Origin of the sequence: Cobetia sp. 1CM21F, from assembly GCF_023161745.1 — a bacterium.
Taxonomy (GTDB): Bacteria; Pseudomonadota; Gammaproteobacteria; order Pseudomonadales; family Halomonadaceae; genus Cobetia; species Cobetia amphilecti.
Map to the genome: position 1 here is coordinate 1,117,632 of NZ_JALNTQ010000001.1, position 24,449 is coordinate 1,142,080.

Below are 24,449 nucleotides of genomic sequence, written 5' to 3' on the forward strand. Positions count from 1 at the left end.
CGTGAGGCGTTGTCTTGTCATGAGACGTCATTGACGCAAAGCAAGAGACGTTGTGGTCAGGTGTGCTCCGCCAGGCGGCGTGCCTGCCGGGCGAATCATTTTTCGAGCGGCTTATTCTTTGAGCGGCTCATTCTTCCAAAGACTCAGGCGCTTGCTTGCTGTCGTTGGCATCAGCAGCCGACTTCGGCGCGGGCGGCTGTTCGGCTGTTTTTGATGACAGTGGTGAACTGGACTGGGGCGAACTGGACAGGGAATCGGTTTCCTTTTTAGTTTCGCGCCTGGGGGCCTTGGCCAGTTCCTTGTTGGCTTTCGACTCCTTCTTGACCTCGCTGCTGCACACCACGCTGTCGTTGCGGCTGAAGGCCTCGTGGTTCTGCTCGATGCGGTGCGGCTCATAGAGGTAATTCACCATCAGGCCGTGGGCCTGCTGGCGGCCATTGGGCGAGGTGTCGCCGGGCCAGTTGAGGCGATGCAGGCTGGCACCGTTGCCGAGGTGGAAGCGGGCGACCGGGTCCATCGGCTGGCCGCTGCGATGCTTGACGTTGACCAGATAGTGGGCGGCGAGGGCACGCAGCTCCGGCGCCATCTTCTGCTGGGCCTCCTCGTCATTCATCCAGTCATCGTGCTGCAGGTGATGGGCCAGCAGGTCGGAGACTTCCAGGCCTTCCTCGTCACGTGCACGTTCGAGCCACTGGCTGAAGCCGGGCACCGGCGAGAGGGTGACGAAGCGGCTGAGATTGGGCAGTTCGCGTTGCAGCTCCTGCACCACCTGCTTGATCAGGAAGTTGCCGAACGAGATGCCTTTCAGGCCCTTCTGGCAATTGCTGATGCTGTAGAAGACGGCGGTGTCCGCCTCGCGCTCGGTGGTCTGGCCGCTGTTGGCGAGCAGATGCTGGATGTTGTTGGGCACGCCCTTGCACAGTGCCACCTCGACGAAGATCAGCGGCTCATCGCCGATGGCCGGGTGGAAGAAGGCGTAGCAGCGGCGGTCCTCGGGGTCGAGGCGTCCGCGCAGGTCGCTCCAGTCCTGGATGGCATGCACCGCCTCATAGCGGATGATCTTCTCCAGCACCGCCGCGGGGGTGTTCCAGTCGATGGCCTCCAGCATCAGGAAGCCGCGATTGAACCAGGAGGCGAACAGGTGCGCGAAGTCGGCATCCAGCGGCTTGAGCTCCGGATGCTGCTTGATGAGCTTGAGCAGGTCGGCGCGCATGCGCACGATTTCATAGGTGCCGCCGGGGCATAGATTCAGACGGCGCAGCAGCGATTGGCGCCTGGGTTCGCTGGCGGCGAACAGCGTGCTGAGGTTGGCGTTGTCCGGGGATTCACGATAGGCCGCGTAGGCGGCGTGAATGCGTGCTTCATCGGCGGCGTAGTGCTCGGCCAGCACATGGAAGAAGGCGAGGCGCTGCTCGTGGTCCAGCTGCTGATAATCCTCCAGCGCCCGCTGGGCCATCATGATGCGCGAGGCTTCACCGCTGCTCTCGGTGAGGTTGTGGCAGCTCTCGATCAGGCGGGCGAGGGCGGTGTCTTCATTCCCGGCGCCTGGCGAGAGGCCGACCTGCTGGCGGGCACGCTGGCCGACATGGGTCAGCAGGTCTTGCAGAAAACTCAGATTGATGTTCATGGCGGTCTTCCTCAAGGCGCGAGACGCGAAGCTGTGGTGGCTGGTTCATATCCATTGCTCAGTATGGCGTCTGAGGAATGAATATTTGGCTTCGTCTTGTTGTATACAACAGATAGGCGTCTGGTGTGTTAGCGTCAAGTCCTGACATGCCAGACACGACTAAAGTCAGTTTCCTGCGCGGCCACTTCCCCTGTTCAATGAAGGCAAGGAGACGAGACAGCGACTGGCCTCATGGCCGGTTGGCATGCCTGTGAGGGGATTGAGGCAAGGTCGGCAGAATTTGGCGCCATCGTCACCGCAACATGGCCGCAAGGCATCAGCACCAGTGCTCAGCATCAGTGCTCAGCATCAGTAAAAGGACGCCGCAGATGATCAAGATGTCCCACACCCAGCGCCTTCGCGATCTGCTCGAAGATGCCATCGTCGAAGGGCGCTTCCCGCCGGGGACCAAGCTCGATCCCGAGGCCCTGGGGCGCGAGTACCAATGCTCACGCACGCCGATCCGCGAGGCGCTGCAGCAGTTGGCCGCCTCCGGCATGGTGAAGGTGGTGTCCAAGCGCGGCACCTTCGTGACGCAGCTGGGCGTCTCGGAGCTGGTGGAACGCTTTGAAGTCATGGCAGAACTGGAAGCCATGTGTGGCCGACTCGCCGCGCGGCGCATCACCACGCAGGAGCTTTCTGAACTCAAGGACGCCCACGCCGCCTGCCGTGAACGCCTGGAAGCCGACGACGCCAATGGCTACTACTACGAGAACGGCCTCTTTCATCACTGTCTCTATCGCGCCAGCCACAACGCCTTCCTCACCGAAGAAGCTACGCGCCTGCACGCCATCCTCAAGCCGTACCGCCGACTGCAACTTCACGTCCGCCACCGCATGCACAGCTCCTACGCGGAACACGAAGCCATCGTCGCCGCCATCGAAGCCGGCGACGCCGCTGCTGCTGAACAGGCGCTGAAGGATCACGTGCATATCCAGGGGGAGAGGTTTACGGATCTGGTGGCGAATATTGAGCGGTTGCATGAGGTGGTGTAACTGCATGCATTTGTGAATTGTTTATTATTAGAATTGGTTGTGTTGTACTATAGTGTCGTATTATATTGTTGACCTTCTGGTATATTCCGTGGCTTTTAAAGCTATATTAAGGTTAGGGTTTGTATCTACGTATTAAAAATTAGGATGCGCTATGCTCAATACAATGATTTGTCTTTCTGATATTCACTATCGTTATGGGTTTATAGACTTGGATGAGTACTGTGAAAGAGTTAGTGTAGCTCGATGGTTGACAAGTGAGTTTGATAAAGATGATCCTAGAGAAAATATAAAATATTACGAACATGGTGCAGATGATACACCTCCCATGAGTGAGGGCGACCAAGACGTGCAGGATGATGAGGAATTTAATGTCAATTCTCCTTTTATGGAGATGCTTGTAAACAAAGTTTGGGTATTCACAAAATCAGATAGAGATTCGTATCCATCAATTCCACATGGTCATTATAGAAGTCAAAATAAAACATGGCCAAAGTTGAACCCATATACAGGGTATGTTTATAAGCGTAAGCACCAAGCCGAAAGTAAATTGAGTAGACAAGAGATGATTAACATGTGGAGAGATGAAGGCTTTAAAAGTTTTTGTAGAGAGATGATAGTTTGGTATCTAGAAGAGTTTCCAGCATACGAGTTTCCAGTAGCAAGACCGCTTAAGTTGCCAAGATGGTGATATCTTATACTTTTTATTGGTATGATTTGTGCCGCATCGGTTTAGTTCTTAATTGGTTGCTCGGAGTGATGATCTTTGTCTGGCATTTAGTTAAGAAGGATAAATATAGGTTCTTAGGCTAATGTATTTGCTTTTGATTTCGCTGTTACATTTATATTTTACACACTGGCAATATGTCTTTTAATATTTAAATGGGTTTTCTGATGACTAACGGGTATGAGTTTAGTAGTTGCTATGGTCTTTTTTCTGAATGCTTGAGTCCACATTTTATATATTTACCTTTGTCCTATTCCACGGGAGTAAATGCTGATATTTTGTCAGAATATGTTTTTCCTTTAGCTAGCCCTTTCCTCTCTGCTGCCCTCGGTGCTATTGCTGCCTATCTCGCCTTCAATAGTCAAGATAAGCTTAAGATTGAAAAGAACAAAATTGACTCTATCAATAAGCTAATATTGGATGCGGAGTCTGCAAGATCTAACTTAATTGCGATAAAATATAATTATATTGGCACATTAGAGAGTCATCCTGTTCAACGGTTACTTGCTATCCCTAGTATACTTATTGATGTTGACAAATTATCTGAGAATATGCATGAGTTATCTTTTTTAGCTAGCTCTGGGAAAGACTCATCAGTTCATTGGTGCAATATTTTAAAGATCAAAGCTATGTTTCACAATTACAATTCATTGTTAACCTTCTGGAGCAAAAGAGATGAGTTGAATGAAGAGATGAGGATAAAACTCCGTGACAAAATAGATGGACCGATGATGAGGAGGCTATCGGAGGATGAAATTCTAGAAACCCTCGGTGTGGCTTTTCTTATAGCTATAGTTGATATTAATGAGCGTGTTATAGCTTTAACAGATGAATTGATTATAAGTTTTAATGATTTTTTAATAGGTTTTCCTAAAGAAGCAGAAAGGTATATTAGTAAGAGAGTGGGTAAAAGGTATGGCGGTATTCTAAAATATCAGTATAGTGTTGATAAAGAAATGCTGGATGTTCTTACTAAATCCCCTAGCGTTAATTTCGAGTTGATGGGCGCTCTTATGAATGAAGACCCAGAAATAATGGCAAAGAGATACAAACATGCTTAAAGTAATTTTTTTGCGTGATATTCAAATAAAGCAAGTCCATGCTTGTTAGTATTTTTTAAGTTAAGTTTCAGGCTGCACAGTAAAAATTTAACATCCTGCTCATAAAGAGATCATGTATCCTAAGGTTTAGACAGCAAAGTTAGAAGATTAGTCTGTTATGGTTATGAAATATTACCTTCTCATCGCAAGCATTCGTATAGTTGATGATTCAATGTCCATGATATCGGGCATTAGACTGTTATGGAGTATTGGAGTGTATCTCGGTGAACGAGTGCGCTAAGTTTGGTTAGCTAACCCTTATACAACTGATTGAATCCTTTGACGCTGAACCCCTTCAGGAACTGATCACCAATCTTCAGGACAGGCACGCTGCGAAAGCCTGTCTTGGCGAATTCCTTCTGGCCCGCGGGGGATCGGACGTCCACCAGGCGGAAGCCGATCTTCTGCTGCTCCAGATACTGCTTGGCTGTCTTGCAGTGCGGGCAGTTTGCCATGGTGAAGAGTGATACCCGTTTCATTGCTGTGCTCCCGTGTTGATCGAACCCGCGCCTTGTACGCACATCGCCTGAGAATGCTGGCGGGCAATGATAACAGCCGTCGGTCTCTCTCTACACCAGCACTTCCCGCATCAGCACCTCTTGCACTATCACTTCATGTACCAGCACTTTCCATATCGGGCGTTGTGAAGGTCAGTCCTTGCGTGGGATATGGCTCATCGCATGTTCCGCCAGGGCGGTGATGGTCAGGCTGGGATTGACGCCCAGATTGGCGGCGAGCATCGAGCTGTCACAGATCAGCATATTGCGGTAATGGAAGACGCGATTCTGCCCATCGCAGACGCCGTCCTCGGGGGAGGCCGCCATGGCCGCGCCGCCCATGCAGTGCGCCGTGGTCGGAATGTTGAAGAGTATCTCGGGGATGCTGCTGCCGGGGATGGCGCCGATGGCCTCTGCGCCACGCGTGACGAAATCATTCGCCTCGGGGATGAAGGTCGGGATGCGCTTGCCCTCGGTGACCAGCGCCTTGCGCAGCGGCCAGTACCACAGGCGTTTCAACTGCATGTTGAGGTGGCCATCCGCCGTCTGCATGCACAGAAAGATGATCGTCTCCTTCGCGAAGCCCCACGGCAGCTGGAATTTCAGCGCGCGGCGCGGATTGGCCGCCACCACCTTCGCCATGGCCTTGAGCCACGAGAAGGGACGTGTCCAGCCGGGCTTGCCCCTGGCCATCGCGGTGAACAGCAGCCCCATGAAGTCGGAGCCCGCCGGATAGCGCGTGGCTTCGATATGGGTGTGCTCATCGATATGAATGCCGGAGCCGATGGCGATGCCCTTGGACATGTCATCGTGACTGTCTGGCATGCGACAGCTGATCAACGACTCCGCATTGGTGCGCACCCGCTTGCCCAGCGCGTTCGAGATGTCCGGCAATGAGCCCTTGTCCCTGAGGTGGAACAGCAACTCCTGGGTGCCGAGCGACGAGCCTGCGAAGACGATGGACTGACAGGTGACACGGCGCTTGCCCAGTCCGAGATAGAGCCCGGCGAAGGTGGAGGGCACCGTCGTCACCACATAGCCATCGGCCCCATCCGCCTTGTTATTGAGCGGCACGACATCGATCACCTTGGTCTCGGCATGCACCTGGGCACCGTGCTTCTCGGCCAGATACAGATAGTTCTTGTCGAGGCTGTTCTTGGCGCCGTGCCTGCAGCCCATCATGCAGCCACCGCAACCGATGCAGCTGCGTCTATCAGGCCCTTCGCCATCAAAGTAGGGGTCTGCATGCGCGCTTCCGGCGGCTGGCGTGGTGCTTTCTCCCTCGGGGCCGAAGAAGATGCCGACCTCGGTGGGGTACCAGGTGCCTTCGCAGCCGGCGACCGCCGCCATGCGTTTCAGGTGGTGATCCGCTGGCGCGATGATCCGATTGGTGGTCACGCCGAGCATCTGCTTCGCCGTGGCGTAGTGCGCCGGCATCACCGCATGCCAGTCATTGAGCCCCGCCCACTGGCCGTTGTCCCACACCCTGTCGGGCGGCACCAGCAGCGTCTGCGCATAGGTGATGGAGCCGCCGCCCACCGCGTTGCCGTGCAGCACGATGACATGGCGGAAAAAGCTCATGGTGAAGAAGCCGCGCAGGCCCAGCATCGGCCGCCACAACCAGCGACTCAGCCGCCAGTTGGAGCGCGGCATATTGTCCGGTGTCCAGCGCTTGCCCTGTTCCATGACCGCCACGCGATAGCCTTTCTCGGTCAGGCGATGCGCGCACACCGAGCCGCCAAAGCCCGAGCCCACGATGAGGTAGTCGTAGTCATGCTCGTGCTTATGGCCGTGCTTATGCTCGTGCTTATGGGCGTGCGCCTGTGGCGGGGTGTCACTGGCATGGCGATCGGTGTCTGACATGGCGGCTCTCTATAGGGAAGCGCTGCTCTCAGCAGGAAAGAGCGCCTCGCACGGTACTGGCTGGGCGACTGCCTTCTGGATGCTGGTGAGCGGGCTAGCGAGGGGGCTAGTGAGGGGGCTATCGAGGGAAGTACAGCGCCAGCTGCCGGACGATCAGATCGACGAAGCCCTGGCGGTCGATATCGAACAGCACTCTGGCGTTGTGCGGCTTGCCGGTGAGCTGATAGCGGTCCACCACCGTCATGCCCTGGGTGTGCTCGCCCTGTGTCTCGACGCCGACCCAGCACTCCACCGTGGTGAACAGCTCAGGCGCCAGCAGCCAGGCGATGGTGCAGGGATCATGCAACGGCGCGCCGTTGAAGCCCCACTTCGGATCGCGATGGTAGATCATGAAGAAGTCGAGCAGCTCCGCGACACACTGGGCAACGGGATTGTCGATGGCGCGGATGCGCTCGATATCTTCATCCATGATCTGCGCCTGATGGGTGACATCCAGCCCGCACATCACGATGGGCAGGCCGGACTTGAACACCATGTCGGCGGCTTCGGGGTCGACGAAGATGTTGAACTCGGCGGCGGGCGTCCAGTTGCCGACACCGGCCGCGCCGCCCATCAGCACGATGCTGTCGATGCGCGGGTGCAGCTCAGGATAGGCTGAGAGAAACAGCGCGATGTTGGTCAGCGGGCCGGAGGGCACCAGCGTGACCTTCTGCTCACAGGCGCGGACCTTCTCGGCCATCAGCTCGATGGCGCTCTGGTTGACGGGGGCAAAGCCGGGGTTCGGCAGTTCAGGGCCATCCAGGCCACTTTCGCCATGCACGTTGTCGGCGATGATCAGCTCGCGCGCCAAAGGCTTGGGCGCACCGCCCGCCACCGGAATATCGTGGCGGCCCAGCAGGGTGAGCACCCGCAGCGCATTGTTGAGCGTCTTGTCGGGCGTCTGATTGCCAGCGCTGGTGGTGACGGCCAGGACGTCGAGCGCGTCTGAGCTAAGGGCCAGAATCAGCGAGATGGCATCGTCGTGGCCGGGATCGCAATCGAGAATGATGGGGCGCGGCATGCGGCAGTCCTTGTCGTGAGTCGTCTTGTTGTCGTGGCTTGCCTCTATAAGCTTCTCCTTTATGCCTGAACGCAAAACGACACGCCATCCTTGCGAAGGGCGTGTCGTCTGTCAGGGCAATCGGGTAATGCGGGGCGGATCAACCCGTCTGCTGGGCGCGGGCCTCGTTGAGCATCTGCACCAGCACTTCCACCGGTTGCGCGCCGGGCACGTAGTACTGGCCGACGATGGTGCTGGGCACCGACTGGATACCGGCGTTGCGCAGCGCCTCCTGCTGGGCGGCGACTTCCTGCTCGCCCGCGTCGGAATCAAGGAAGGCCAGCGCCTGCTCGATGCTCAGGTCGTCATCGTGCTGGCTTGCGATCTCGGCCAGCACCTGCCGGTCACCCACGTTCTTGCCATCGTGGAAGTAGGCAGTGAACAGGGCTTCCAGCAGCGGGCGCTCCGCCAGGCCCTTGGATTGCTGGCGCCAGACGATGCGCTGGGCATCGGTGGAATTGGGCGTGCGCTCCATCAGAGCATGGCGGAAGGTGACGCCACTCTGCGCGCCGGCCTGGGCCACCTGGGCATCGAGTTCCGCGCCACGCTCGACACTGCCGAACTTCTGCGCGCGGTAGTCGGCCCGCAGCATGCCTTCACGCGGCACCCACGGATTGAGCTGGAAGGGCAGGTAGTTCACGCGTACCTCATCCTTGAAGTCGAGTTGCGCGATGGCGTCATCGAGATGGCGCTTGCCGATCCAGCACCAGGGGCAGACCACGTCGTAGGCGACCTGGATATCGAGCTGTGACATGGGATTCTCCTGCTGATCTCTCATGCGCTCTTCACTACAGCGCGAAGGCCACCGTGAGAGCACGTCGAAAAGTGTACGTCGAAACAAGCACGTCGAAATGATTTTGAGCAATCGCTCATCATTGTCCTGTCATCCTAGCGATTTGGGGCGCGGGACGCTACCGAAAACGCCCTGACCGATCATGTGTCATGACCGGACAGGGCGTTCGGGTTCAGTGCTGTGTAATTACTGCACCGGGCTCAGCAACTCAATCAACTCAGTGCCTTGCGCAGATCCGCCAGGGCGCGGATGTCGTCCGGGCCGGTGCGGCAGCAGCCACCGATGGCCGTGGCGCCGGCGGCCAGCCAGCGCGGTGTCCAGCCGGCGAGGTCATGGTCGTGGTCATAGCCGTGGCCATCAGAATCTGAGACGGCGCAGGCGGCAGACCAGGTCTTGGTGGCCGGGTCATAGACCTCACCGGAGTTCGGGTAGATGACGATGTCCTTGTCCGTCTCGCCACGAATCTCGCGCACCAGCGATTCGATGTGCTCAAGCGCGGTGCAGTTGACGCCGATGGCGACCACCTGCTCGCAGTCGGCGATGGCGCGCACGGCATCGCGGATCGGCGTGCCGTCGCTCAATTCGGTGGCGTTGCGCGCGCTGAAGGCGACCCAGGCACGCGCGGTCGGGAATTCATCGCGCAGCAGATCACACACGGCCAGTGCTTCCTCGGCACAGGGGAGTGTCTCGACGGCGAGCACATCCGGCTTGGCATCGAGCAGCGTGGCGAGGCGGGCACGGTGGAAGTCGCGCAGGCCGGCGCGGTCCAGCGCGTAGCCGCCACGGTATTCGCTGCCATCGGCGAGCCAGGCGCCATAGGGGCCGACGGAGGCAGCGACCAGCGGCGGGCAGTCCAGGCGTTCCGGGTGCGCGGCCAGATAGTCGCTGCGGGCCTGCGTCGCCAGGGTCACGGAGCGCTGGATCAGCGCGCTGGCCTGGGTCTCGCTCAGGCTGCGTGCCATCAGGCCCTCAAGCGTTGCCTGGTAGCTGGCCGTGGTGGCGACATCGGCACCGGCCTCGAAATAGGCGCGGTGGACATCGACGATCGCCTGCGGATCATCGGCGAGCACCTTGGCTGACCACAGCGAGTCGTTGAGATCGAACCCGGCGCGCTCAAGCTCGGTGGCCAGGGCGCCATCGACGATCATGAAGGGCTGGCGCGCGGTGATGGCGCTCAGCGGATTGCGGGTGGCATCAGCGGGCATCGAGGGCCTCCTGCGGGGTCGGGTTGTCAGAATTCGCAGCGTCGGCAGACGTGCGATGGGTCAGATAGTGCACCAGATAGCACAGCGCCACGAAGGGCACGCCGAAGTAGAGCGCGATGCGCTGGTTGGGATCGAAAGCGATACCGATGCAGGCCAGCGCGCAGAACAGGAAGGCGGCAATCGGCACGACGGGATACAGCGGCGCGCGGTAGGTCAGCTCGCTGGCGCTATGGCCGGCCTTCAGCCACTGGCGGCGGAAGCTGAACTGACTGGCGGCGATCGCCATCCACACCAGCACCACGGCAAGCCCGGAAATCGACACCAGCGCCAGATAGAGGGTGTCCTCGGCATACACGCTGGAGAGCAGCGACAGCAGGCCGCCGAGCATGGTGATCAGCAGTGCGGGCACCGGAATGCCGCGCTGATTGACGCGACTGAATACACGCGGCAGCGTCTTCTGATCGGCCAGGGTCCACAGCATGCGTGAGGCGGCGTAGAGGCCGGAATTGGCCGCCGACAGCAGCGCGGTGATGATCACGAAGTTCATGATATCCGCCGCGTAGGGGATGCCGGTGAGCTGGAAGGCCGCCACGAAGGGGCTTTCCTTGAGGCCGGCGCTGTCCTGCGGCAACAGGGCGGCGATGACGATGATGGTGCCGATGAAGAAGATGATCAGGCGCCACAGGGTCGCGCGGATCGCCAGGGGCACGTTCTTCTCGGGGTTCTCGCTTTCGCCGGCGGCGATGCCGATCAGCTCGGTGCCGGAGAAGGCGAAGCTGACGGCCAGCAGCGTCATCAGAATCGGCATCACGCCGTGATCGAACACGCCTTCCTGCAGGATACGCGTGACGCCGGGCGCCTCGACGTTACCCGTCAGGGGCGTGAAGCCGAACATGGCGGCGGCGCCCACCGCGATGAACACGATCACCGCGGCGACCTTGATCAGCGACAGCCAGAATTCGGATTCGGCGAAGAAGCGTGCCGAGACGATGTTCATGCCGAACACGATCAGCGAGAAGATGCCGCACCAGATCCACGCTTCGACACCGGGGAACCAGCGCCCCATGAACACGGCGGAGGCGGTGAATTCCGAGCCCAGCGCCACGGCCCAGGTCAGCCAGTAGAGCCAGGCCACGGTATAGCCGGTAGCAGGGCCAAGATAGCGGGTGGCGTGGGCGCTGAAGGCGCCGGGCTCCGGGTGATGCACAGCCAGTTCGCCGAGACACATCATCACCAGATAGACCACCAGGCCGCCGATCAGATAGGCGAGTACCGCACCCGCCGGGCCCGCCTGCTGAATGGTATAGCCGGAGCTGAGAAACAGGCCGGTGCCGATGACACCGCCCAGTGACAACATCACCAGATGGCGCTGCTGCATGCTGCGTTTGAAGTCAGTGGTGTTGCTGTCAGACATGGCGGGTATCACTCATGGAGCTGATGATCTGACTGGCGCTCAGGCTGGTGATCTGACTGTCGATCAGAGCTTGCTCGTGCAGGCCGCGCTCGTGCAGGCAGGGCGGATGGATGGACACATGTGGCATGGCAGAAACCGGCTGGAGGTGAGAGGGAAACAGGCCGGATATGATAAATGAGAGATAAAGTCTATCCCAACGAATCATCAAGCCGATTGGCTATATATTTAGATGGGCAACTAACGGTGAGGTGCGCGATTGGTGGTTGAAGAACCCCGCAGTGGCAGGGCTTGGCGTGATAATTCATCTCACGCCTTGAAACGGGGTCATGGCGCATATCGCCAGTCTTTTCACAATGATGGCGCCGCCTTTTCTCGTGTCATGTTGTGCGATGGCAGGTTGCAGAAAACGCAAAACGGCCACCCGTAGGTGGCCGCTGTTTTTCTGCATGCCTGCGCTAGACGTTCTGCGCAGGTAAGCGATCAGGCGAGGCTTTCCAGCGCCTGCTCGATGATGGCGAGACCTTCCTCGAGCACTTCCGGCTCGACGGTCAGCGGCACCAGGATACGGATGGTGTTGGAGTAGAAGCCACACGACAGCAGGATCAGCCCCAGCTCCTTGGCCTTGGCACACACGGCGGCGGTGGCGGCGGCGTCCGGCTGGCCATTGGCATCCACCAGCTCGAAGGCGGCCATGGAGCCCTGGTTGCGCGGGTGAGCGACATGCGCGAAGCGCTCTTCCCACTTGGCGAAGCGTGCGGCCAGCAGCTCGCCCATCTGGGTGCTGCGCTCGAGGATGTTCTCTTCACGGATGACGTCGATCACGGCCAGCGCCGCGGCGCAGGACAGGGCGTTGCCGCCGTAGGTGCCGCCCAGTGAGCCCGGGCCGGAGGCATCCATCACCTCGGCGGTACCGACCACTGCAGACAGCGGCATGCCGTTGGCCAGGCTCTTGGCCATGGTCATGATGTCGGCTTCGACACCGCTGTGCTCCATCGCGAACAGCTTGCCGGTACGCGCGAAGCCGGACTGCACTTCATCGGCGATCAGCAGGATGCCGTGCTCGTCACACAGCTCACGCAGCGCGGTCAGGAAGCTCGGCGAGGCGATGTAGAAGCCGCCTTCGCCCTGCACCGGTTCCAGAATGATGGCAGCGGTGCGGCTGGCCGGGATGTCGGTCTTGAACAGGGTACGGATGGCATTCAGGGACTGCTCTTCGCTGATGCCGTGCTTCTCGTTCGGGTAGGGAGCGCGGTAGACGTCACCCGGCATCGGGCCGAAATCGCCCTTATACGGTACGACCTTGCCGGTGAGGGCCATGGTCATCATGGTGCGGCCGTGGAAGGCGCCGTCGAAGGTGATGACGCCGCTGCGGCCAGTGGCGGCACGCGCGATCTTGATGGCGTTCTCGACCGCTTCCGCGCCGGAGTTCATCAGCAGTGCCTTGCGCTCGGGGCCACGCACCGGCGTCAGTTCACACAGCTTCTGGCTCAGTTCGACGTACAGCGGGTGGGACATCACGCCAGCGGCGGTGTGCATCAGCTTGTCGAGCTGTGCCTTGACGGCAGCGACGATCTTCGGGTGACGGTGGCCCAGGTTGAGCACGCCGATACCACCGGCGAAGTCGATCCAGCGGGTGCCATCCGCGTCCCAGATTTCCGCGTTCAGCGCGGTGTCGGCAGACTGCGGGGTGGCGGTGGCGGCACCACGTGCAACGTACTTCTTCTTGAGAGTTTCGAGTTGAGCGTTGTTCATCTTGTTCTCCGTACGGATTTCATCGGCCTGCACTGTGCACGCCTGTCACTGTTCGGGGCCCGCACGCCGTGGCGTGCGGGAATCTTGTCGAGAGTTGCCGTGCCTCAGAGGCCGCCGATGCAGACGTACTTGAGCTCGGTGAACTCTTCCAGACCGTGGTGCGAGCCTTCGCGACCCAGGCCGGATTCCTTGATGCCACCGAAGGGCGCGAGTTCGGTGGATATCAGGCCTTCATTGACGCCGACCATGCCGTATTCCAGCGCTTCCAGCGTGTGCCAGATGCGGCGGTAATCGTTGGCGTAGAAGTACGCGGCCAGCCCGAACGGGGTGTCGTTGGCCATCGCGATGGCTTCCTCGTCCTTGCCAAAGCGGAACACCGGCGCCAGCGGGCCGAAGGTTTCCTCATCCGCGACGACCATGTCGGTGGTGACATCGGCCAGCACGGTCGGCTCGAAGAAGCTGTGACCGAGAGCGTGCTTCTTGCCGCCGGTGACCAGGCGCGCGCCCTTGCTGACGGCATCATCGACGTGGCTCTGCACCTTGTTGACCGCCGCATCGTTGATCAGCGGGCCGATGGTGTTGCCTTCGACCAAGCCATCACCGACCTGCATGCTCTCGACACGTGCCGCGAGCTTGGCGACGAAGGCGTCGTAGACACCGTCCTGAACGAGGAAGCGGTTGGTGCACACGCAGGTCTGGCCGGCGTTGCGGAACTTGGAGGCGATGGCGCCATCCACGGCCGCATCCAGGTCGGCATCATCGAAGACGATGAAGGGTGCGTTGCCGCCCAGCTCCATCGCGGTCTTCTTGACGGTGGAGGCACACTGCGCCATCAACGTCTTGCCCACCGGCGTGGAGCCGGTGAAGGACACCTTGCGGATGCGCGGATCGGTGGTCAGCACTTCCCCGATGGCGATCGGCTTCATGGCGGTGACGACACTGATCAGCCCCTTCGGCAGGCCGGCTTCCAGCGCCAGGTCCGCCAATGCCAGTGCGGTCAGCGGCGTGGCTTCGGCCGGCTTGATGACTACCGCACAGCCTGCGGCGATCGCCGGGGCGCACTTGCGAGTGATCATCGCCAGCGGGAAGTTCCACGGCGTGATCGCGGCCACCACACCGATCGGCTCGCGCAGCACCATCAGGCGCTTGTCGGCGCCGTGGGACGGCAGGGTCTCACCGGCCATGCGCTTGGCTTCTTCGGCGAAGAATTCGATGAAGGAGGCACCGTAGGTCACCTCGCCACGCGACTCCGCCATCGGCTTGCCCTGTTCCAGCGTCATCAGCTGGGCGAGGTCTTCACGGTGCGCCAGCACCAGATCGAACCAGCGACGCAGCAGCGCGGAACGCTCCTTCACCGGCACCTTCTTCCAGGCGTTGCCGGCGATCTCGGCTGCGGCGACGGCGTCACGGGTGTCATCGGCGCTGACCTCGGCGACACGCGCCAGCTGCTCGCCGGTGGCCGGATTGGTCACGTTGAAGGTGGTGCCGGTCTCGCGGTGCTCGGTACCGATGAGCGCCGGGACGAAGACGTCGCTGCTGGTTTCCGAATTGACGTAGCGCTTCAGGAAGTCGCTGATCGGGAGGGCGGAACGGGACATGTGAAGCTCCTCTGGCGTTCTGGCGTGCAGGTCATTCATGGAGTGAGCAGCATGTCGCAAGAGGCGTCAGCTGCTCTCGAGTCGGCTCGAAAATTACTGAGTCGAGATGGCTGGGCAGGCGGAACAGACTGCCCAGCGGTGTAGGTATTGCGTGTTTACTGCGCCGTGAAAGCCGGGGCCATGACACGGTCGCTATAGGCTCGGCCGAATTGCTTCAGGGCGATGACATACATCACCAGACCCAGAGCCATCCAGGCGCCGAAGATCAGCCATTCGGTACCGGTCAGCGCGGAAGGGCTACCCGGCAGATACAGGCAGGCCATGCCGAAGGACAGAAGGATGGCCAGTGTGCCGCAGAGCTTGCCGTGGCGGACGCGGAACGGACGCGGCATGTCGGGCTCACGGATACGCAGGATCAGGAACGAGATCGCGACGAACAGATAGGCGATGACGATACCCAGGCCACCCGCATCGACGATCCACACCAGTGCCGGACGACCGAAGAAGGGCGCGATGCAGGACAGCAGACCGATCAGCAGTACCGCATTGGTGGGCGTCTTGTGCTTGGGGTGCAGCTTGCCCAGCCAGGCAGGCAGCATGCCGGCATGTGCCAAGGCATAGATGGCGCGAGAGCCACCGATGTAGAAGGCATTCCAGCTGGTGATGATCCCGGCGATACCTGCAAGGATCATCAGCTTGCTGGCCCAGGGCGAATTGAACAGGGCGCCCATGGCGTCCGGCACGCTCAGTGAACTTGCCAGCAGGGAGTCATGATCCAGTGCCATGCTGGTGGCCAGGATGATCAGCGCATACCAGACCACGGCCAGTACCACGGACATCATCAGCACCTTGCCGATGGCGTTGTAGGGCAGATTGATTTCCTCTGCGGCCTGCGGAATGACGTCGAAGCCGACGAACAGGAAAGGCACCAGTACCAGCACCGCGATGATGCCTGCCACCACGCCGCCTTCGGACTGGGTGAACAGCGGTGTCATGTTGGCGACATCACCTTCGAACAAGGCGCCGGTCACGAACAGGACGCCGGCGATCAGAATCACGCCTGTGACGACCTTCTGCAGAAGTGCGGCAGTGGTGATCCCGACATAGTTGATCGCCATCATGGCCAGCGAGCCGCCGACACCGACAGCCACCCAGGTCGCCTTCACATCCCAACCGGCGATGGTCCACATGTGGCCAACGGCATAGTTGGGCGCGAGGTTCTCGATGACCGTGGGCAATGCCACCGCCTCGAAGGACACCACGCTCAGATAGCCGAGAATGATGGTCCAGGTGCACAGAAAGGAAGAGAAGTGCCCCATGGCCCGGTAGCTGTAGACATGCTCACCGCCCACCTTGGGCATGGCTGCTGCCAGTTCTGCATAGGTCAGACCGATCAGGACGACGGCGATGCCGCCAATGATGAAAGCGATGATGGCGCCGACGCTGCCGGCATCCTGAATCATGCCGCCGGTGAGGACGATCCAGCCCCAACCGACCATGGCGCCGAAGGCAAGTGCCAGGACGTCGCCACGCGCAAGGACTCTGACTAGCTGTTCTGCAGGGGGAGTAATGTTGTTCATTGGAATACTCAAATCGATCTTGGAATTTGTTATATAGCGAAGCCGTTTCCTGCTGATGTCCCGTGCGCTCTTCTCAATTTCAAATCCAAAGCTTGCTGGCATGAACGAGAAGTAATGACAGTCCTGTCGCTGGCTGATGCTTGCTGAAAGGTCGCTCCTGTAAAGGGGGAGCCAAGAGCGATTCAGCAATCATTTCGCTGTGAGCATCAGTCAGTAGGCAACGCCTGAAACACACGCTACCAGCGCCACGCCCGATGGCGAATAGACCAATTTTGCGTTTGACTGGACCAATCAACAGGGGCTGCGGATAATCAGGGCTGAATGGGCGCTGCGCGCCGCCTGTCAGGCGAGTGGCTGGCGGGGGGGGACGACCTCGGGAAGCTGCGTGACAGCACTACGACAACGTCAACGACAACGGGAGACCGCGATGGAACTGGCCGCGCTGGAGCCGCTGATCGAATGTTATCGCCGCCAGTCCGAGACGCTGGGCAAGCAGGTACGGCTGGAGCAGGCGTTGCTCGAGGTGATTCGTGAGCAATGGCCGCTGGGTGCGCGGCTGCCGCCGCATCGCAAGCTGTGCGAGGCGCTGGGGGTGGCGCGCAATACGCTGGCCTTGGCGATCAAGTCGCTGATCGAGGAAGGTTATCTGCACACCGGCCAGGGGCAGGGTACCTGGACGCGTCGCCCGCATGCGCGCCGGGCAAGCGCGGGTTCGGGGGAGTTCGGGGCGGCGGAGTTAGGGCCGGGTGAATCAGGGGCGGTCGCGGCGGGGGCAGCACCGGCACCGCTGCCGTTGTCGGCGCGGGCCCGCAAGGTGCTGGGCGGGCAAGGGGCGAGTCTGATCCAGAGTGGCGCCTTCGTGCCGGGTATTCCGGACATCGCACGCTTTCCGATGCGCAAGTGGCGCCAGCTGTATGCCAGCGTGACGGTGCCCCACAACGCGCTGCTGCTGTCCTACTCCAGCGGCGGCTATGGTCCGCTCAAGCGTGAGATCCGCGATTTTCTGCGTCGTTGGCGCAATATCGATTGCGATACCCAGCAGATCATCATCACCGAGGGTACCCACCACGGCATCGAGCTGTGCGCGCTGGCGCTGGCGGATGCCGGGCAGCGGGTGGTGATGGAGTCACCCTGCTATTGGGGCGCGCGCAATGTCTTCCTGGCCGCGGGCCTCGAGACCCGCCAGATTCCCTGGCGGCCGGTGAGCGATGCGACGAGTGATACGACAAGTGAGGCAGGACACGATCTCACCTCGCTTGGCGAAGGGCCGGTGCAGATCGCCTACTTCACCGGCTCGCACCACTATCCGCTGAGTGTGCCCACCTCGCGGCGTGACAAGCAGAGACTGTGCGAGGCCTGTCAGCCCGCCTATATCCTCGAGGACGATTACGAGTTCAGTGGCGATGATCACGGCGAGCTGCTGTTTGATCCCGATTCCGGCAATCGCCTGCTGGTGGGCTCGTTCTCCAAGCTGATGTTCCCCGGGCTGCGGCTGGGCTATCTGGTGGTGCCGCGCGCACTGGCCGGGCCGATGAACCGCCTGCGCAGCGAGGTGTTCCGCGAGGGGCGCATGCTGGATCAGGCGGTGCTGGCACAGTTCATCGCCGATGGCGATCTGGATGCCTGGTATCAGCGCATCCAGCGCGATTATCTCGGCCGGCAGCAGGTGGTGCATGACCAGCTGTGTCAGGTGAAGGGCGTGATCAGCGTTTCGCCGCCGTCGCGCGGCATCAGCCTGTGCGTGCAGTTCGCCCCCGAGATCGACGATCAGCGCGTCGCGCAGCTGATGGTCAAGGAGCATCTGATCGTGCGGCCACTGAGCATGGTCTGCAGCAGCGAGGATTCACGACGCGGGCTGGTGCTGGGGGTCGGCATGCTGGCGGGCGAGAGTCTGGTCAGCGAGGTGGCGCGCCTGAGACGCACGCTGGAGAGCATTCTGAGCATGCGGGATATTCGCCGCCACAACTGAAAACGCCTTCGCCGGTAAGGCGAAGGCGTGGTATCGACACCGGTTGCGTGCGTTATTTTGCCTGCTGCATGCGCTCGGTCAGCTTGCGGAATTCCTCGCGCATGGCGCTGTTCTCGAAGCTGGTGGCGACCGGTACCTGCAGGCCGGCCAGGGTGTCGAAGGTCTTGACGCCCTGGCGGATCAGGTCGGCGACGTGGGCGCTGAGCTTGACGGTGCGATAGGTATTGGTCGCCACTGCAAGCTCGCGCTGACTCTTGGTCAGAGAGGTCGTGACGCGGTCGCGCTGCTCGGTCACCAGCGAGCGATACAGGTTGATTGTCTTGAGCGTCAGCGCATTGGCGCGGATGTTGTTCTCCAGACTCTCGCGTGATCCGCCTTGCTTGATCAGCGTGCGAGCTTCGCGCGTGGTGGCCTCGGCTTCGTCGGCGAAGCCTTGCAGTTGCGGCAATACCTCATCATTCACGCGCGTGATGAAGTCCTGCTGCATGGTCACGATCATGCGGTGAAGCATGACGACCATGCCGTAATAGCGGCGCGCGTAGTCGAGGTTCTCGCCGCTGTCGCGGGTCAGCTCGGCGAGCTGCTGGGCCACCGACTTGATGCTGGCGAACACGACACTCATGGTCAGCACATCATCGCCGACCACCGAGGACAGCCACACCTGGACCTGGTCCGGCGTCAGGGTGATGCCGATCTCCTCGAGTCGCGCGGCCAGCTTGCCTTCCAGCGTGGTCAGCTCGCCTTGATAGGCGGCGATGTTCTTCTCATGCGCGGCGATCAGCAGATCATAATCGCCGCGCGTGCTGGCGGTGAATTCGCGCAGGGTATCGGTGGGCGTGAGGCGCGTCAGCGTCGAGACATCGGTGTCCGGCGCGAGGATGCGCTTTTCCTTCAACTCGGAAATCTCGCCGCGCGATTCGCGAATCTTGTCCTCGACCTGGCGATAGGTGCTACGCAGCGTCGAGAGTTGTGGCACGTCGAGGGCCTGCATGGCTTCCTCGATCATCTCGTCCATATCGCTGCGCGCAGACGCTTTATCGCGGCTGATCCATGCCTCTTCCGGCAGAGTGTCCATTTCATCGAAATAGCTGACCGCCTTCTTCAGGGTGGCGAAGGCTTCCGGCTGGTCGTAATCCATGTCCTGTGCGGCGAGCGCCGGCGAGGCGGCCAGCGTCGTCATGCTCAGGCCAAGCCCGACGAGCCAGACGCGCAGGGAAGGGATGAAGGAGTCGTCAGGCGCTTTTGGCATTCAAGAGTCTCGATTGATCAAACTGCTCGGCAGCGCAGGGTAGCAAAATCGCTGACAGGCGTCTTGCGACGCCCGAGGCGCTTGGTCATCACTCTTGCTCAGCATCCAGCGCAGGCACGACCTCTTCCTCGAGTCCGATGCAGCACTCGTTGCACAGAAATTCGATCACCGCCTGCAGGTGCCCGTACTGCGGCACGCAGATGATGCTGCGCCCCTGTTTCTTCTGGGTGATCAGGCCGACGGCGGCCATGCGACTGAGGTGGTGCGAGAGCGTGGAGCCCGGGATTTCCAGCGCATGCTGGATGTTGCCCACCGTGGCACCGTCGAAGCCGGCCTTGACCAGAAAGCGGAAGATCGCCAGGCGGTGAGGGTTGCCCAGCTCGGCAAGGCTGGCGGCAGCGGCATCATGTTCCATGGCAGTCATCCTGTTAAGCGTGTCGTCTGGAGAGGTGAAAGCATATGTTTCGATATTTCTAGAATTATAGTTGACACAAGCGTGAGCTGCAATCTAGGCTTTGCATCGTTTCCATATTTCTAGAAACATAGATTTTAGAACATGGTTTGTAGAAACATGGATTCTAGAAATACACATCCTGGTATGTAGGGCCTGGCGATATAGAGGTATGAAATGTCTGACTCACTGCACGACGCCTTGGGCATGTTTGCCTTCCTGGCGGTAGAACTCTCGGTATTGTTCCTGTTGATCAGCTTGCTGGTCGGGGTGTTGCAGCGACATATCCCGCCATCCCGGGTCGAGGCGCTGCTGAGCGCCAGTCGCCGCAGCAGTTACTTCATGGCCGCTGGCCTTGGTGCCATCACGCCATTCTGCAGCTGCTCGACCATTCCGATGCTCAAGGGTTTGATCCGTGCTCGCGCCGGCTTCGGGCCGATGATGGTCTTCCTGTTTTCATCACCGCTGCTCAACCCGATCATCATCGGCCTGTTGTTGGCCACCTTCGGCGCCAGACTCACCGCCGTCTATGTGACGGCCGCGCTGGGCGTGGCACTGGGGGCGGGCTGGTTGCTGCAGGCGCTGGGGTTCGAGCGCTTCATCCGCCAGGACAAGGTGCAGGACGCCTCGAGCTGTGGCGGAAAGGCGCAAGCCACCGGCGGCTGTGGTTCAGCCGTCGCCAGTACCAGCAGCTGTGGGGCGGCGGTGGTCGCGGAGGCAACGCGCAAGCCCGAGGGGCGTTATCACGGCCTGGCGCGTGAGGCCTGGAATGACTTCGTGAAGGTGATTCCGTATCTGTTGATCGGCATCGCCATCGGCAGTGTCATCTATGGCTTCATGCCGACGGAGCTGCTGGTGCAGTACGCCGGCCCGAGCAACCCGTTGGCCATTCCGGTCGCGGCGGTGATCGGCGTGCCACTCTATATTCGCGCGGAAGCGGTGATTCCGCTGGCCTCGGCACTGATGGCCAAGGGCGTGGGGGCGGGGACGGTGCTGTCGTTGATCATCGGTAGCGCGGGCGCCAGCCTGACCGAGCTGGTGCTGCTGCGCTCATTGTTCGGTATCAAGTTGATCCTGGCCTTCGTGACGGTGATCTTCGCGATGGCGATGATCGCCGGTTACGCCACCTATCTGTTGTTCTGACAAATGTCGTTCTGACAGCTGGCGTTCGAGAGAAGATCATTCGGGTTGATAGGCTTGCGGCCGGCCGGTGAGGGGGTCGATGCGATCCAGCGACGGCCCTTGGTAGCGATCGGTGATCAGGGCCACCACGGCGTCACCGTATTGCTCGAACCAGAAATCGCCCATGGCCTTCAGATGCTTGATGTTGGTGGTGCTGATGTCGTCCATCGCGTCATCAGGCGCCTTGAGCATGCCGGGCTGTGGGCGCATCTCGGCATTGACGCGGATGTAGCTGCCCGGCGGCGAGATGGTGATGGCCTGATAGCCGACCACCTTCTCATCGGAGAGCACGTCGATCAGGCTGCCTTCCAGTACCCACTGCACTGCGCCCCAGTGCTGGGAATCCGGGCCATTGATCTTGCGCGTGCGTGTTCCGGTGCCGATCGACAGCACGCGACGCGGCTCATGCGGCCACAGGCGACAGGCTTCGGCGATGGCGCACATGGTGGGGTTGTTGGCGATGACGCCGCCATCGATCAGCCAGGTCTGCTCGTTGTCCGGCCCCAGCTTCATGTCGCGGGTCGGGAAGTAGGTGGGCGCCGCGCTGGAGGCGTCCGCGACCTGCCAGGCCAGCAGCTTGTGATGCTCGCGCTTGCTCGACTTCAAGACATGCGGGCGGCGTCTCTCGATGCCGTAGGTGACGACAAGTACCTGCTTGCCAGCGGGGACATCCCTGAGCTTGGCCTGACCGAGGTGCTTCTTGAGCATCGTGCTCTTGCCCTTGGCCTCGTACTTGGGCGCATTGATGCCATCGAGTTCGAACCAGCCGCGATTGTCAGCGAAGATCTGCCTGGCGCTGGTCGCGCTGTAGAGCCTATTGATGTCCTCGAGGCTCATGTTGGTGGTCGCCAGCGCCAGCGCGATCAGACTGCCGGTGCTGGTGCCCGCATAGAAATCGACCCGCTCACGCAGGCTGGTCTGGTGGTCATTTCTGAGTGTCGCGTCGACACGCATCAGAAACTGAGCGGTGGCCGCCCCGCGTATGCCGCCACCATCCAGTGAAAGAATCAGCTTGGACATGCTTGCCTCCTGCAGAGCGGGTAACGCTCAGTCCTGTCCACGGCAACGCCTGTGGCTGCTACCAGAATAGAGAGGCCACTGGTTTTCAGCCGACTGAAATGACTGAGACGGACAAACAGCAGGGCCTGATACTGGCAGAGAGAGCAGAGGCGACAGGTCAGCGAGGCACTGAAGACGAGATAAAGGGGGAAGGCGGAAAGAGGAGAGAAGAGAGGAGAGAGGAGAGGAGAGAAAAGAGGAGAGAGGGGACCAGAAGAGGAAAGAAGAGAGGCGTGGCGAGGAAAGCCGCGATTACCTCCCATGCAGCGGACTGATCGCTCATTGCATGGGAGGCAAGCCGTTGGCGGCCGGAGTCGGTGCTAGAGGGTGTAGTCGACGCCGACCCACAGGCGGCGGCCATCTTCCACGTAGCCGAAATCGTCGTAGCGCACGCGCTTGTCGAACAGGTTGTAGAGGCCGGCGCTAAGTGTCAGCTGAGTGGTGGCATCGAAGCTGACGCCGGTATCGACGATCGTGTAGGACGGCGCGATGACGGTACGACTGGTGACACCGGTGGCGGGCTGAGTCTCTTCGCCACGCCAGTCGACTCGTGTCCAGTGATTGAGGCGATGGTTGAGCTGCCAGTCCAGCTGAGCCGTGGCCTGGTGGCGGGGAATCTGGGTCAGCGGTTGGCCCTTGTTCTCGCCACTGGTCTGCTCGGAATCGGTATAGGTGTAGCTGAGTGCCAGCGCGAGGTCGTGACGCAGCTCCTGATTGAGACTCAGCTCGACGCCCTGGGTGACGGCACTGTCGACGTTATTGTACCAGCGCGCATCATCCGCGCCGCCAGCGCAGGCGCCATCCGGGCACAGTTCGGTGACGATCTTGTCATCGAAGTCGCTGCGGAACAGGGTCACGCCCGCCTGGGTGCCTCTGGCATTGTCATACAGCAGGCCGATCTCGCGGCTCAGAGAGGTCTCGGCTTCCAGATCCGGATTGCCGTAGATATCGCCGCCGCGACTGTCCTGTACCCAGTTGTCGGCGACCTGACGCAGACTCGGCGCCTTGTAACCGGTCGCCACGCCCGTCTTGAGCGTCCAGCTGTCGGCCAGTTGATAGACGCTGTAAAGACGCGGTGACAGGTGGCTGCCGTAGTTCTCGTCTTCATCCAGACGCACGCCGCCGGTCAGCGCCCAGTCGTCGGTCAGCAGCCATTCGTCCTCGGCGAACAGTGACCAGCGGCTGTTGCGGATCTCGTTGATCTCGCTCAGAGCGTTGGTGTCGTTGTCCTCGAGGTGCTCCTCCTCGAAGCTCACGCCCAGGGTGGTCAGGTGATCGCCCAGCGGAATCAGCACGTTGCTGCTCGCCTTGATATTGCTCAGCGTGATGTCACGGCTATCGTTGCGCGACGTCTCGTACTGGACGTAGGAATTGGTGCTGGCGCTGGCCCAGTCACCCTGATGGCTCAGGCTGAAGCGGCGAGTATCCCAATCACGATCACTGTCCTGGCCCTGACTGCGGTCTTCCTCGGTCTGGCGATTCTGGTCGTGATAGGCGAATTCGGCCTCGATGCGCTGGTTGTCGTCCGGCGTGAGGCTGAGCTTGGTGTCGAGGTCCTGACGCTTGCGCTGTGGGTAGCCGCGGGTGATGTCATCTTCCTGGCGCGTGGTCTGTCCGGCGCTGACGCTCAGGCCCAGCAACCCATCGATGAGCGGGCCCGAGGTGCGAATGCGGCTCTGGCGTTCATGTCCCGACACGCTGTGCTGGGGGATGAAGGTGTCATAGTGCAGATTGGTGACCCACTCCTCCTGCGTCTTGCGGGTGATGATGTTGATGACCCCGCCGATGGCATCGGAGCCATAACGCGTCGACATCGGGCCACGTACCACCTCGATACGCTCGATCGCTTCCAGTGGCGGCAGCCAATCCTGCTCGAAGCCACCACTGCCGCTCGGTCGCGTATCACGGCTGTCGATCGGGCGGCCATCCACCAGAATCAGCGTGTATTCACCGGGCATGCCGCGAATGCTGATGTCCTTGGAGTATCCGCCGCTGGATACCGTCACCCCGGGCAAGCCGCGCAGCGCATCGGTGAGGTCGCTGTAATGACGGCCTTCAAGGCTCTCGCGTGTGATCACGCTCATCGAGGCCGGGGCATCCTTGACCATCTGATCGTGACCGGACGCGGTGACGACGATGTCTTCCAGCTGGTCGGAGGCATGGCTCGGGAGTACCACCAGAGAGGGGAGCGCCGCCAGGGCCAACAAGACGGCTGAGCGTGAGGCCATGGGGCGGTGAGGTGCAGAAGGGGGC

The 24,449-nt window shown here is 60.5% G+C and carries 21 protein-coding genes; 6 read left to right on the plus strand and 15 right to left on the minus strand.

Annotation, left to right across the window (positions count from 1 at the left end):
- Positions 1–127: 127 nt before the first annotated feature.
- Complete coding sequence (locus tag MSG32_RS04495) at positions 128–1,627, minus strand: malonyl-CoA decarboxylase (RefSeq protein ID WP_282460254.1); 1,500 nt, start codon at positions 1,625–1,627, stop codon at positions 128–130.
- A 368-nt stretch (positions 1,628–1,995) separates the two neighbouring features.
- Between MSG32_RS04495 and MSG32_RS04500 the strand changes: the two genes are divergently transcribed.
- The 3 genes from MSG32_RS04500 (at position 1,996) to MSG32_RS04510 (ending at position 4,446) form a co-directional block, all read left to right on the plus strand.
- Complete coding sequence (locus MSG32_RS04500; RefSeq protein WP_248378046.1) at positions 1,996–2,661, plus strand: GntR family transcriptional regulator; 666 nt, start codon at positions 1,996–1,998, stop codon at positions 2,659–2,661.
- Between the two features lie 151 nt (positions 2,662–2,812).
- The gene (locus tag MSG32_RS04505; protein WP_248378048.1) at positions 2,813–3,349 is read left to right on the plus strand and encodes a hypothetical protein; all 537 of its coding nucleotides are present in this window, start codon (positions 2,813–2,815) and stop codon (positions 3,347–3,349) included.
- A gap of 203 nt (positions 3,350–3,552) precedes the next feature.
- Positions 3,553–4,446: a hypothetical protein gene (locus MSG32_RS04510; RefSeq protein ID WP_248378050.1), complete on the plus strand. Its 894-nt coding sequence runs from the start codon at positions 3,553–3,555 to the stop codon at positions 4,444–4,446.
- 290 nt (positions 4,447–4,736) lie between these two features.
- On the opposite strand, the gene MSG32_RS04515 is transcribed toward MSG32_RS04510, so the two are convergent.
- The 10 genes from MSG32_RS04515 to MSG32_RS04555 form a co-directional block, all read right to left on the minus strand.
- Complete coding sequence (locus tag MSG32_RS04515) at positions 4,737–4,964, minus strand: glutaredoxin family protein (RefSeq protein ID WP_107336525.1); 228 nt, start codon at positions 4,962–4,964, stop codon at positions 4,737–4,739.
- A 171-nt stretch (positions 4,965–5,135) separates the two neighbouring features.
- A complete protein-coding gene (locus MSG32_RS04520; RefSeq protein WP_248378052.1) occupies positions 5,136–6,845 on the minus strand; it encodes a GMC oxidoreductase in 1,710 nt (569 codons plus the stop codon).
- Between the two features lie 118 nt (positions 6,846–6,963).
- On the minus strand, positions 6,964–7,905 hold the full coding sequence (gene rihA / locus MSG32_RS04525; RefSeq protein WP_248378054.1) for a pyrimidine-specific ribonucleoside hydrolase RihA: 942 nt from the start codon (positions 7,903–7,905) through the stop codon (positions 6,964–6,966).
- A 139-nt stretch (positions 7,906–8,044) separates the two neighbouring features.
- Positions 8,045–8,698, minus strand: a complete 654-nt coding sequence (locus tag MSG32_RS04530; protein ID WP_248378056.1) for a DsbA family oxidoreductase — start codon at positions 8,696–8,698, stop codon at positions 8,045–8,047.
- 251 nt (positions 8,699–8,949) lie between these two features.
- A complete protein-coding gene (gene mmuM, locus MSG32_RS04535; RefSeq protein ID WP_248378059.1) occupies positions 8,950–9,942 on the minus strand; it encodes a homocysteine S-methyltransferase in 993 nt (330 codons plus the stop codon).
- The gene (locus tag MSG32_RS04540; RefSeq protein WP_248378061.1) at positions 9,932–11,356 is read right to left on the minus strand and encodes an amino acid permease; all 1,425 of its coding nucleotides are present in this window, start codon (positions 11,354–11,356) and stop codon (positions 9,932–9,934) included. Before MSG32_RS04540 ends, mmuM begins: the two co-directional genes overlap by 11 nt.
- On the minus strand, positions 11,349–11,483 hold the full coding sequence (locus MSG32_RS17980) for a hypothetical protein (RefSeq protein ID WP_282460255.1): 135 nt from the start codon (positions 11,481–11,483) through the stop codon (positions 11,349–11,351). Before MSG32_RS17980 ends, MSG32_RS04540 begins: the two co-directional genes overlap by 8 nt.
- Positions 11,484–11,836: 353 nt before the next feature.
- Positions 11,837–13,108 carry a 4-aminobutyrate--2-oxoglutarate transaminase gene (gene gabT / locus MSG32_RS04545; RefSeq protein ID WP_192838880.1) on the minus strand — a complete coding sequence of 424 codons (1,272 nt, stop codon included), beginning with the start codon at positions 13,106–13,108 and terminating at the stop codon, positions 11,837–11,839.
- Between the two features lie 104 nt (positions 13,109–13,212).
- Positions 13,213–14,706: an NAD-dependent succinate-semialdehyde dehydrogenase gene (locus MSG32_RS04550; protein WP_131432122.1), complete on the minus strand. Its 1,494-nt coding sequence runs from the start codon at positions 14,704–14,706 to the stop codon at positions 13,213–13,215.
- Positions 14,707–14,861: 155 nt separating this feature from the next.
- A complete protein-coding gene (locus tag MSG32_RS04555; protein ID WP_248378063.1) occupies positions 14,862–16,286 on the minus strand; it encodes an APC family permease in 1,425 nt (474 codons plus the stop codon).
- Between the two features lie 427 nt (positions 16,287–16,713).
- Here MSG32_RS04555 and MSG32_RS04560 point away from each other — a divergent pair, with 427 nt between their 5' ends.
- Complete coding sequence (locus tag MSG32_RS04560; protein ID WP_248378065.1) at positions 16,714–18,255, plus strand: PLP-dependent aminotransferase family protein; 1,542 nt, start codon at positions 16,714–16,716, stop codon at positions 18,253–18,255.
- Between the two features lie 52 nt (positions 18,256–18,307).
- On the opposite strand, the gene MSG32_RS04565 is transcribed toward MSG32_RS04560, so the two are convergent.
- Together MSG32_RS04565 and MSG32_RS04570 are read right to left on the minus strand one after the other, a co-directional pair.
- Positions 18,308–19,504, minus strand: a complete 1,197-nt coding sequence (locus MSG32_RS04565; RefSeq protein ID WP_248378067.1) for a hypothetical protein — start codon at positions 19,502–19,504, stop codon at positions 18,308–18,310.
- 88 nt (positions 19,505–19,592) lie between these two features.
- Entirely contained in the window at positions 19,593–19,919 is a 327-nt protein-coding gene (locus tag MSG32_RS04570; RefSeq protein WP_248378069.1) for a helix-turn-helix transcriptional regulator, read from the minus strand.
- A gap of 213 nt (positions 19,920–20,132) precedes the next feature.
- Here MSG32_RS04570 and MSG32_RS04575 point away from each other — a divergent pair, with 213 nt between their 5' ends.
- On the plus strand, positions 20,133–21,098 hold the full coding sequence (locus tag MSG32_RS04575) for a permease (protein WP_248378071.1): 966 nt from the start codon (positions 20,133–20,135) through the stop codon (positions 21,096–21,098).
- Positions 21,099–21,134: 36 nt separating this feature from the next.
- On the opposite strand, the gene MSG32_RS04580 is transcribed toward MSG32_RS04575, so the two are convergent.
- Positions 21,135–22,157 (minus strand): patatin-like phospholipase family protein, encoded by a 1,023-nt coding sequence (locus MSG32_RS04580; protein WP_248378073.1) that lies wholly within the window; start codon positions 22,155–22,157, stop codon positions 21,135–21,137.
- A gap of 98 nt (positions 22,158–22,255) precedes the next feature.
- Here MSG32_RS04580 and MSG32_RS04585 point away from each other — a divergent pair, with 98 nt between their 5' ends.
- The gene (locus MSG32_RS04585; RefSeq protein ID WP_248378075.1) at positions 22,256–22,471 is read left to right on the plus strand and encodes a hypothetical protein; all 216 of its coding nucleotides are present in this window, start codon (positions 22,256–22,258) and stop codon (positions 22,469–22,471) included.
- A 45-nt stretch (positions 22,472–22,516) separates the two neighbouring features.
- Here MSG32_RS04585 and MSG32_RS04590 read toward each other — a convergent pair whose 3' ends face one another.
- On the minus strand, positions 22,517–24,424 hold the full coding sequence (locus MSG32_RS04590) for a TonB-dependent receptor (RefSeq protein ID WP_248378077.1): 1,908 nt from the start codon (positions 24,422–24,424) through the stop codon (positions 22,517–22,519).
- Between the last annotated feature and the right edge of the window lie 25 nt (positions 24,425–24,449).

Coding starts and splice junctions, on each gene's coding strand:
- MSG32_RS04495 (WP_282460254.1), bottom strand. CDS start 1,627: ATGAACATCAATCTGAGTTTTCTGCAAGACCTGCTGACCCATGTCGGC.
- MSG32_RS04500 (WP_248378046.1), top strand. CDS start 1,996: ATGATCAAGATGTCCCACACCCAGCGCCTTCGCGATCTGCTCGAAGAT.
- MSG32_RS04505 (WP_248378048.1), top strand. CDS start 2,813: ATGCTCAATACAATGATTTGTCTTTCTGATATTCACTATCGTTATGGG.
- MSG32_RS04510 (WP_248378050.1), top strand. CDS start 3,553: ATGACTAACGGGTATGAGTTTAGTAGTTGCTATGGTCTTTTTTCTGAA.
- MSG32_RS04515 (WP_107336525.1), bottom strand. CDS start 4,964: ATGAAACGGGTATCACTCTTCACCATGGCAAACTGCCCGCACTGCAAG.
- MSG32_RS04520 (WP_248378052.1), bottom strand. CDS start 6,845: ATGTCAGACACCGATCGCCATGCCAGTGACACCCCGCCACAGGCGCAC.
- rihA (WP_248378054.1), bottom strand. CDS start 7,905: ATGCCGCGCCCCATCATTCTCGATTGCGATCCCGGCCACGACGATGCC.
- MSG32_RS04530 (WP_248378056.1), bottom strand. CDS start 8,698: ATGTCACAGCTCGATATCCAGGTCGCCTACGACGTGGTCTGCCCCTGG.
- mmuM (WP_248378059.1), bottom strand. CDS start 9,942: ATGCCCGCTGATGCCACCCGCAATCCGCTGAGCGCCATCACCGCGCGC.
- MSG32_RS04540 (WP_248378061.1), bottom strand. CDS start 11,356: ATGTCTGACAGCAACACCACTGACTTCAAACGCAGCATGCAGCAGCGC.
- MSG32_RS17980 (WP_282460255.1), bottom strand. CDS start 11,483: ATGCCACATGTGTCCATCCATCCGCCCTGCCTGCACGAGCGCGGCCTG.
- gabT (WP_192838880.1), bottom strand. CDS start 13,108: ATGAACAACGCTCAACTCGAAACTCTCAAGAAGAAGTACGTTGCACGT.
- MSG32_RS04550 (WP_131432122.1), bottom strand. CDS start 14,706: ATGTCCCGTTCCGCCCTCCCGATCAGCGACTTCCTGAAGCGCTACGTC.
- MSG32_RS04555 (WP_248378063.1), bottom strand. CDS start 16,286: ATGAACAACATTACTCCCCCTGCAGAACAGCTAGTCAGAGTCCTTGCG.
- MSG32_RS04560 (WP_248378065.1), top strand. CDS start 16,714: ATGGAACTGGCCGCGCTGGAGCCGCTGATCGAATGTTATCGCCGCCAG.
- MSG32_RS04565 (WP_248378067.1), bottom strand. CDS start 19,504: ATGCCAAAAGCGCCTGACGACTCCTTCATCCCTTCCCTGCGCGTCTGG.
- MSG32_RS04570 (WP_248378069.1), bottom strand. CDS start 19,919: ATGGAACATGATGCCGCTGCCGCCAGCCTTGCCGAGCTGGGCAACCCT.
- MSG32_RS04575 (WP_248378071.1), top strand. CDS start 20,133: ATGTCTGACTCACTGCACGACGCCTTGGGCATGTTTGCCTTCCTGGCG.
- MSG32_RS04580 (WP_248378073.1), bottom strand. CDS start 22,157: ATGTCCAAGCTGATTCTTTCACTGGATGGTGGCGGCATACGCGGGGCG.
- MSG32_RS04585 (WP_248378075.1), top strand. CDS start 22,256: ATGACTGAGACGGACAAACAGCAGGGCCTGATACTGGCAGAGAGAGCA.
- MSG32_RS04590 (WP_248378077.1), bottom strand. CDS start 24,424: ATGGCCTCACGCTCAGCCGTCTTGTTGGCCCTGGCGGCGCTCCCCTCT.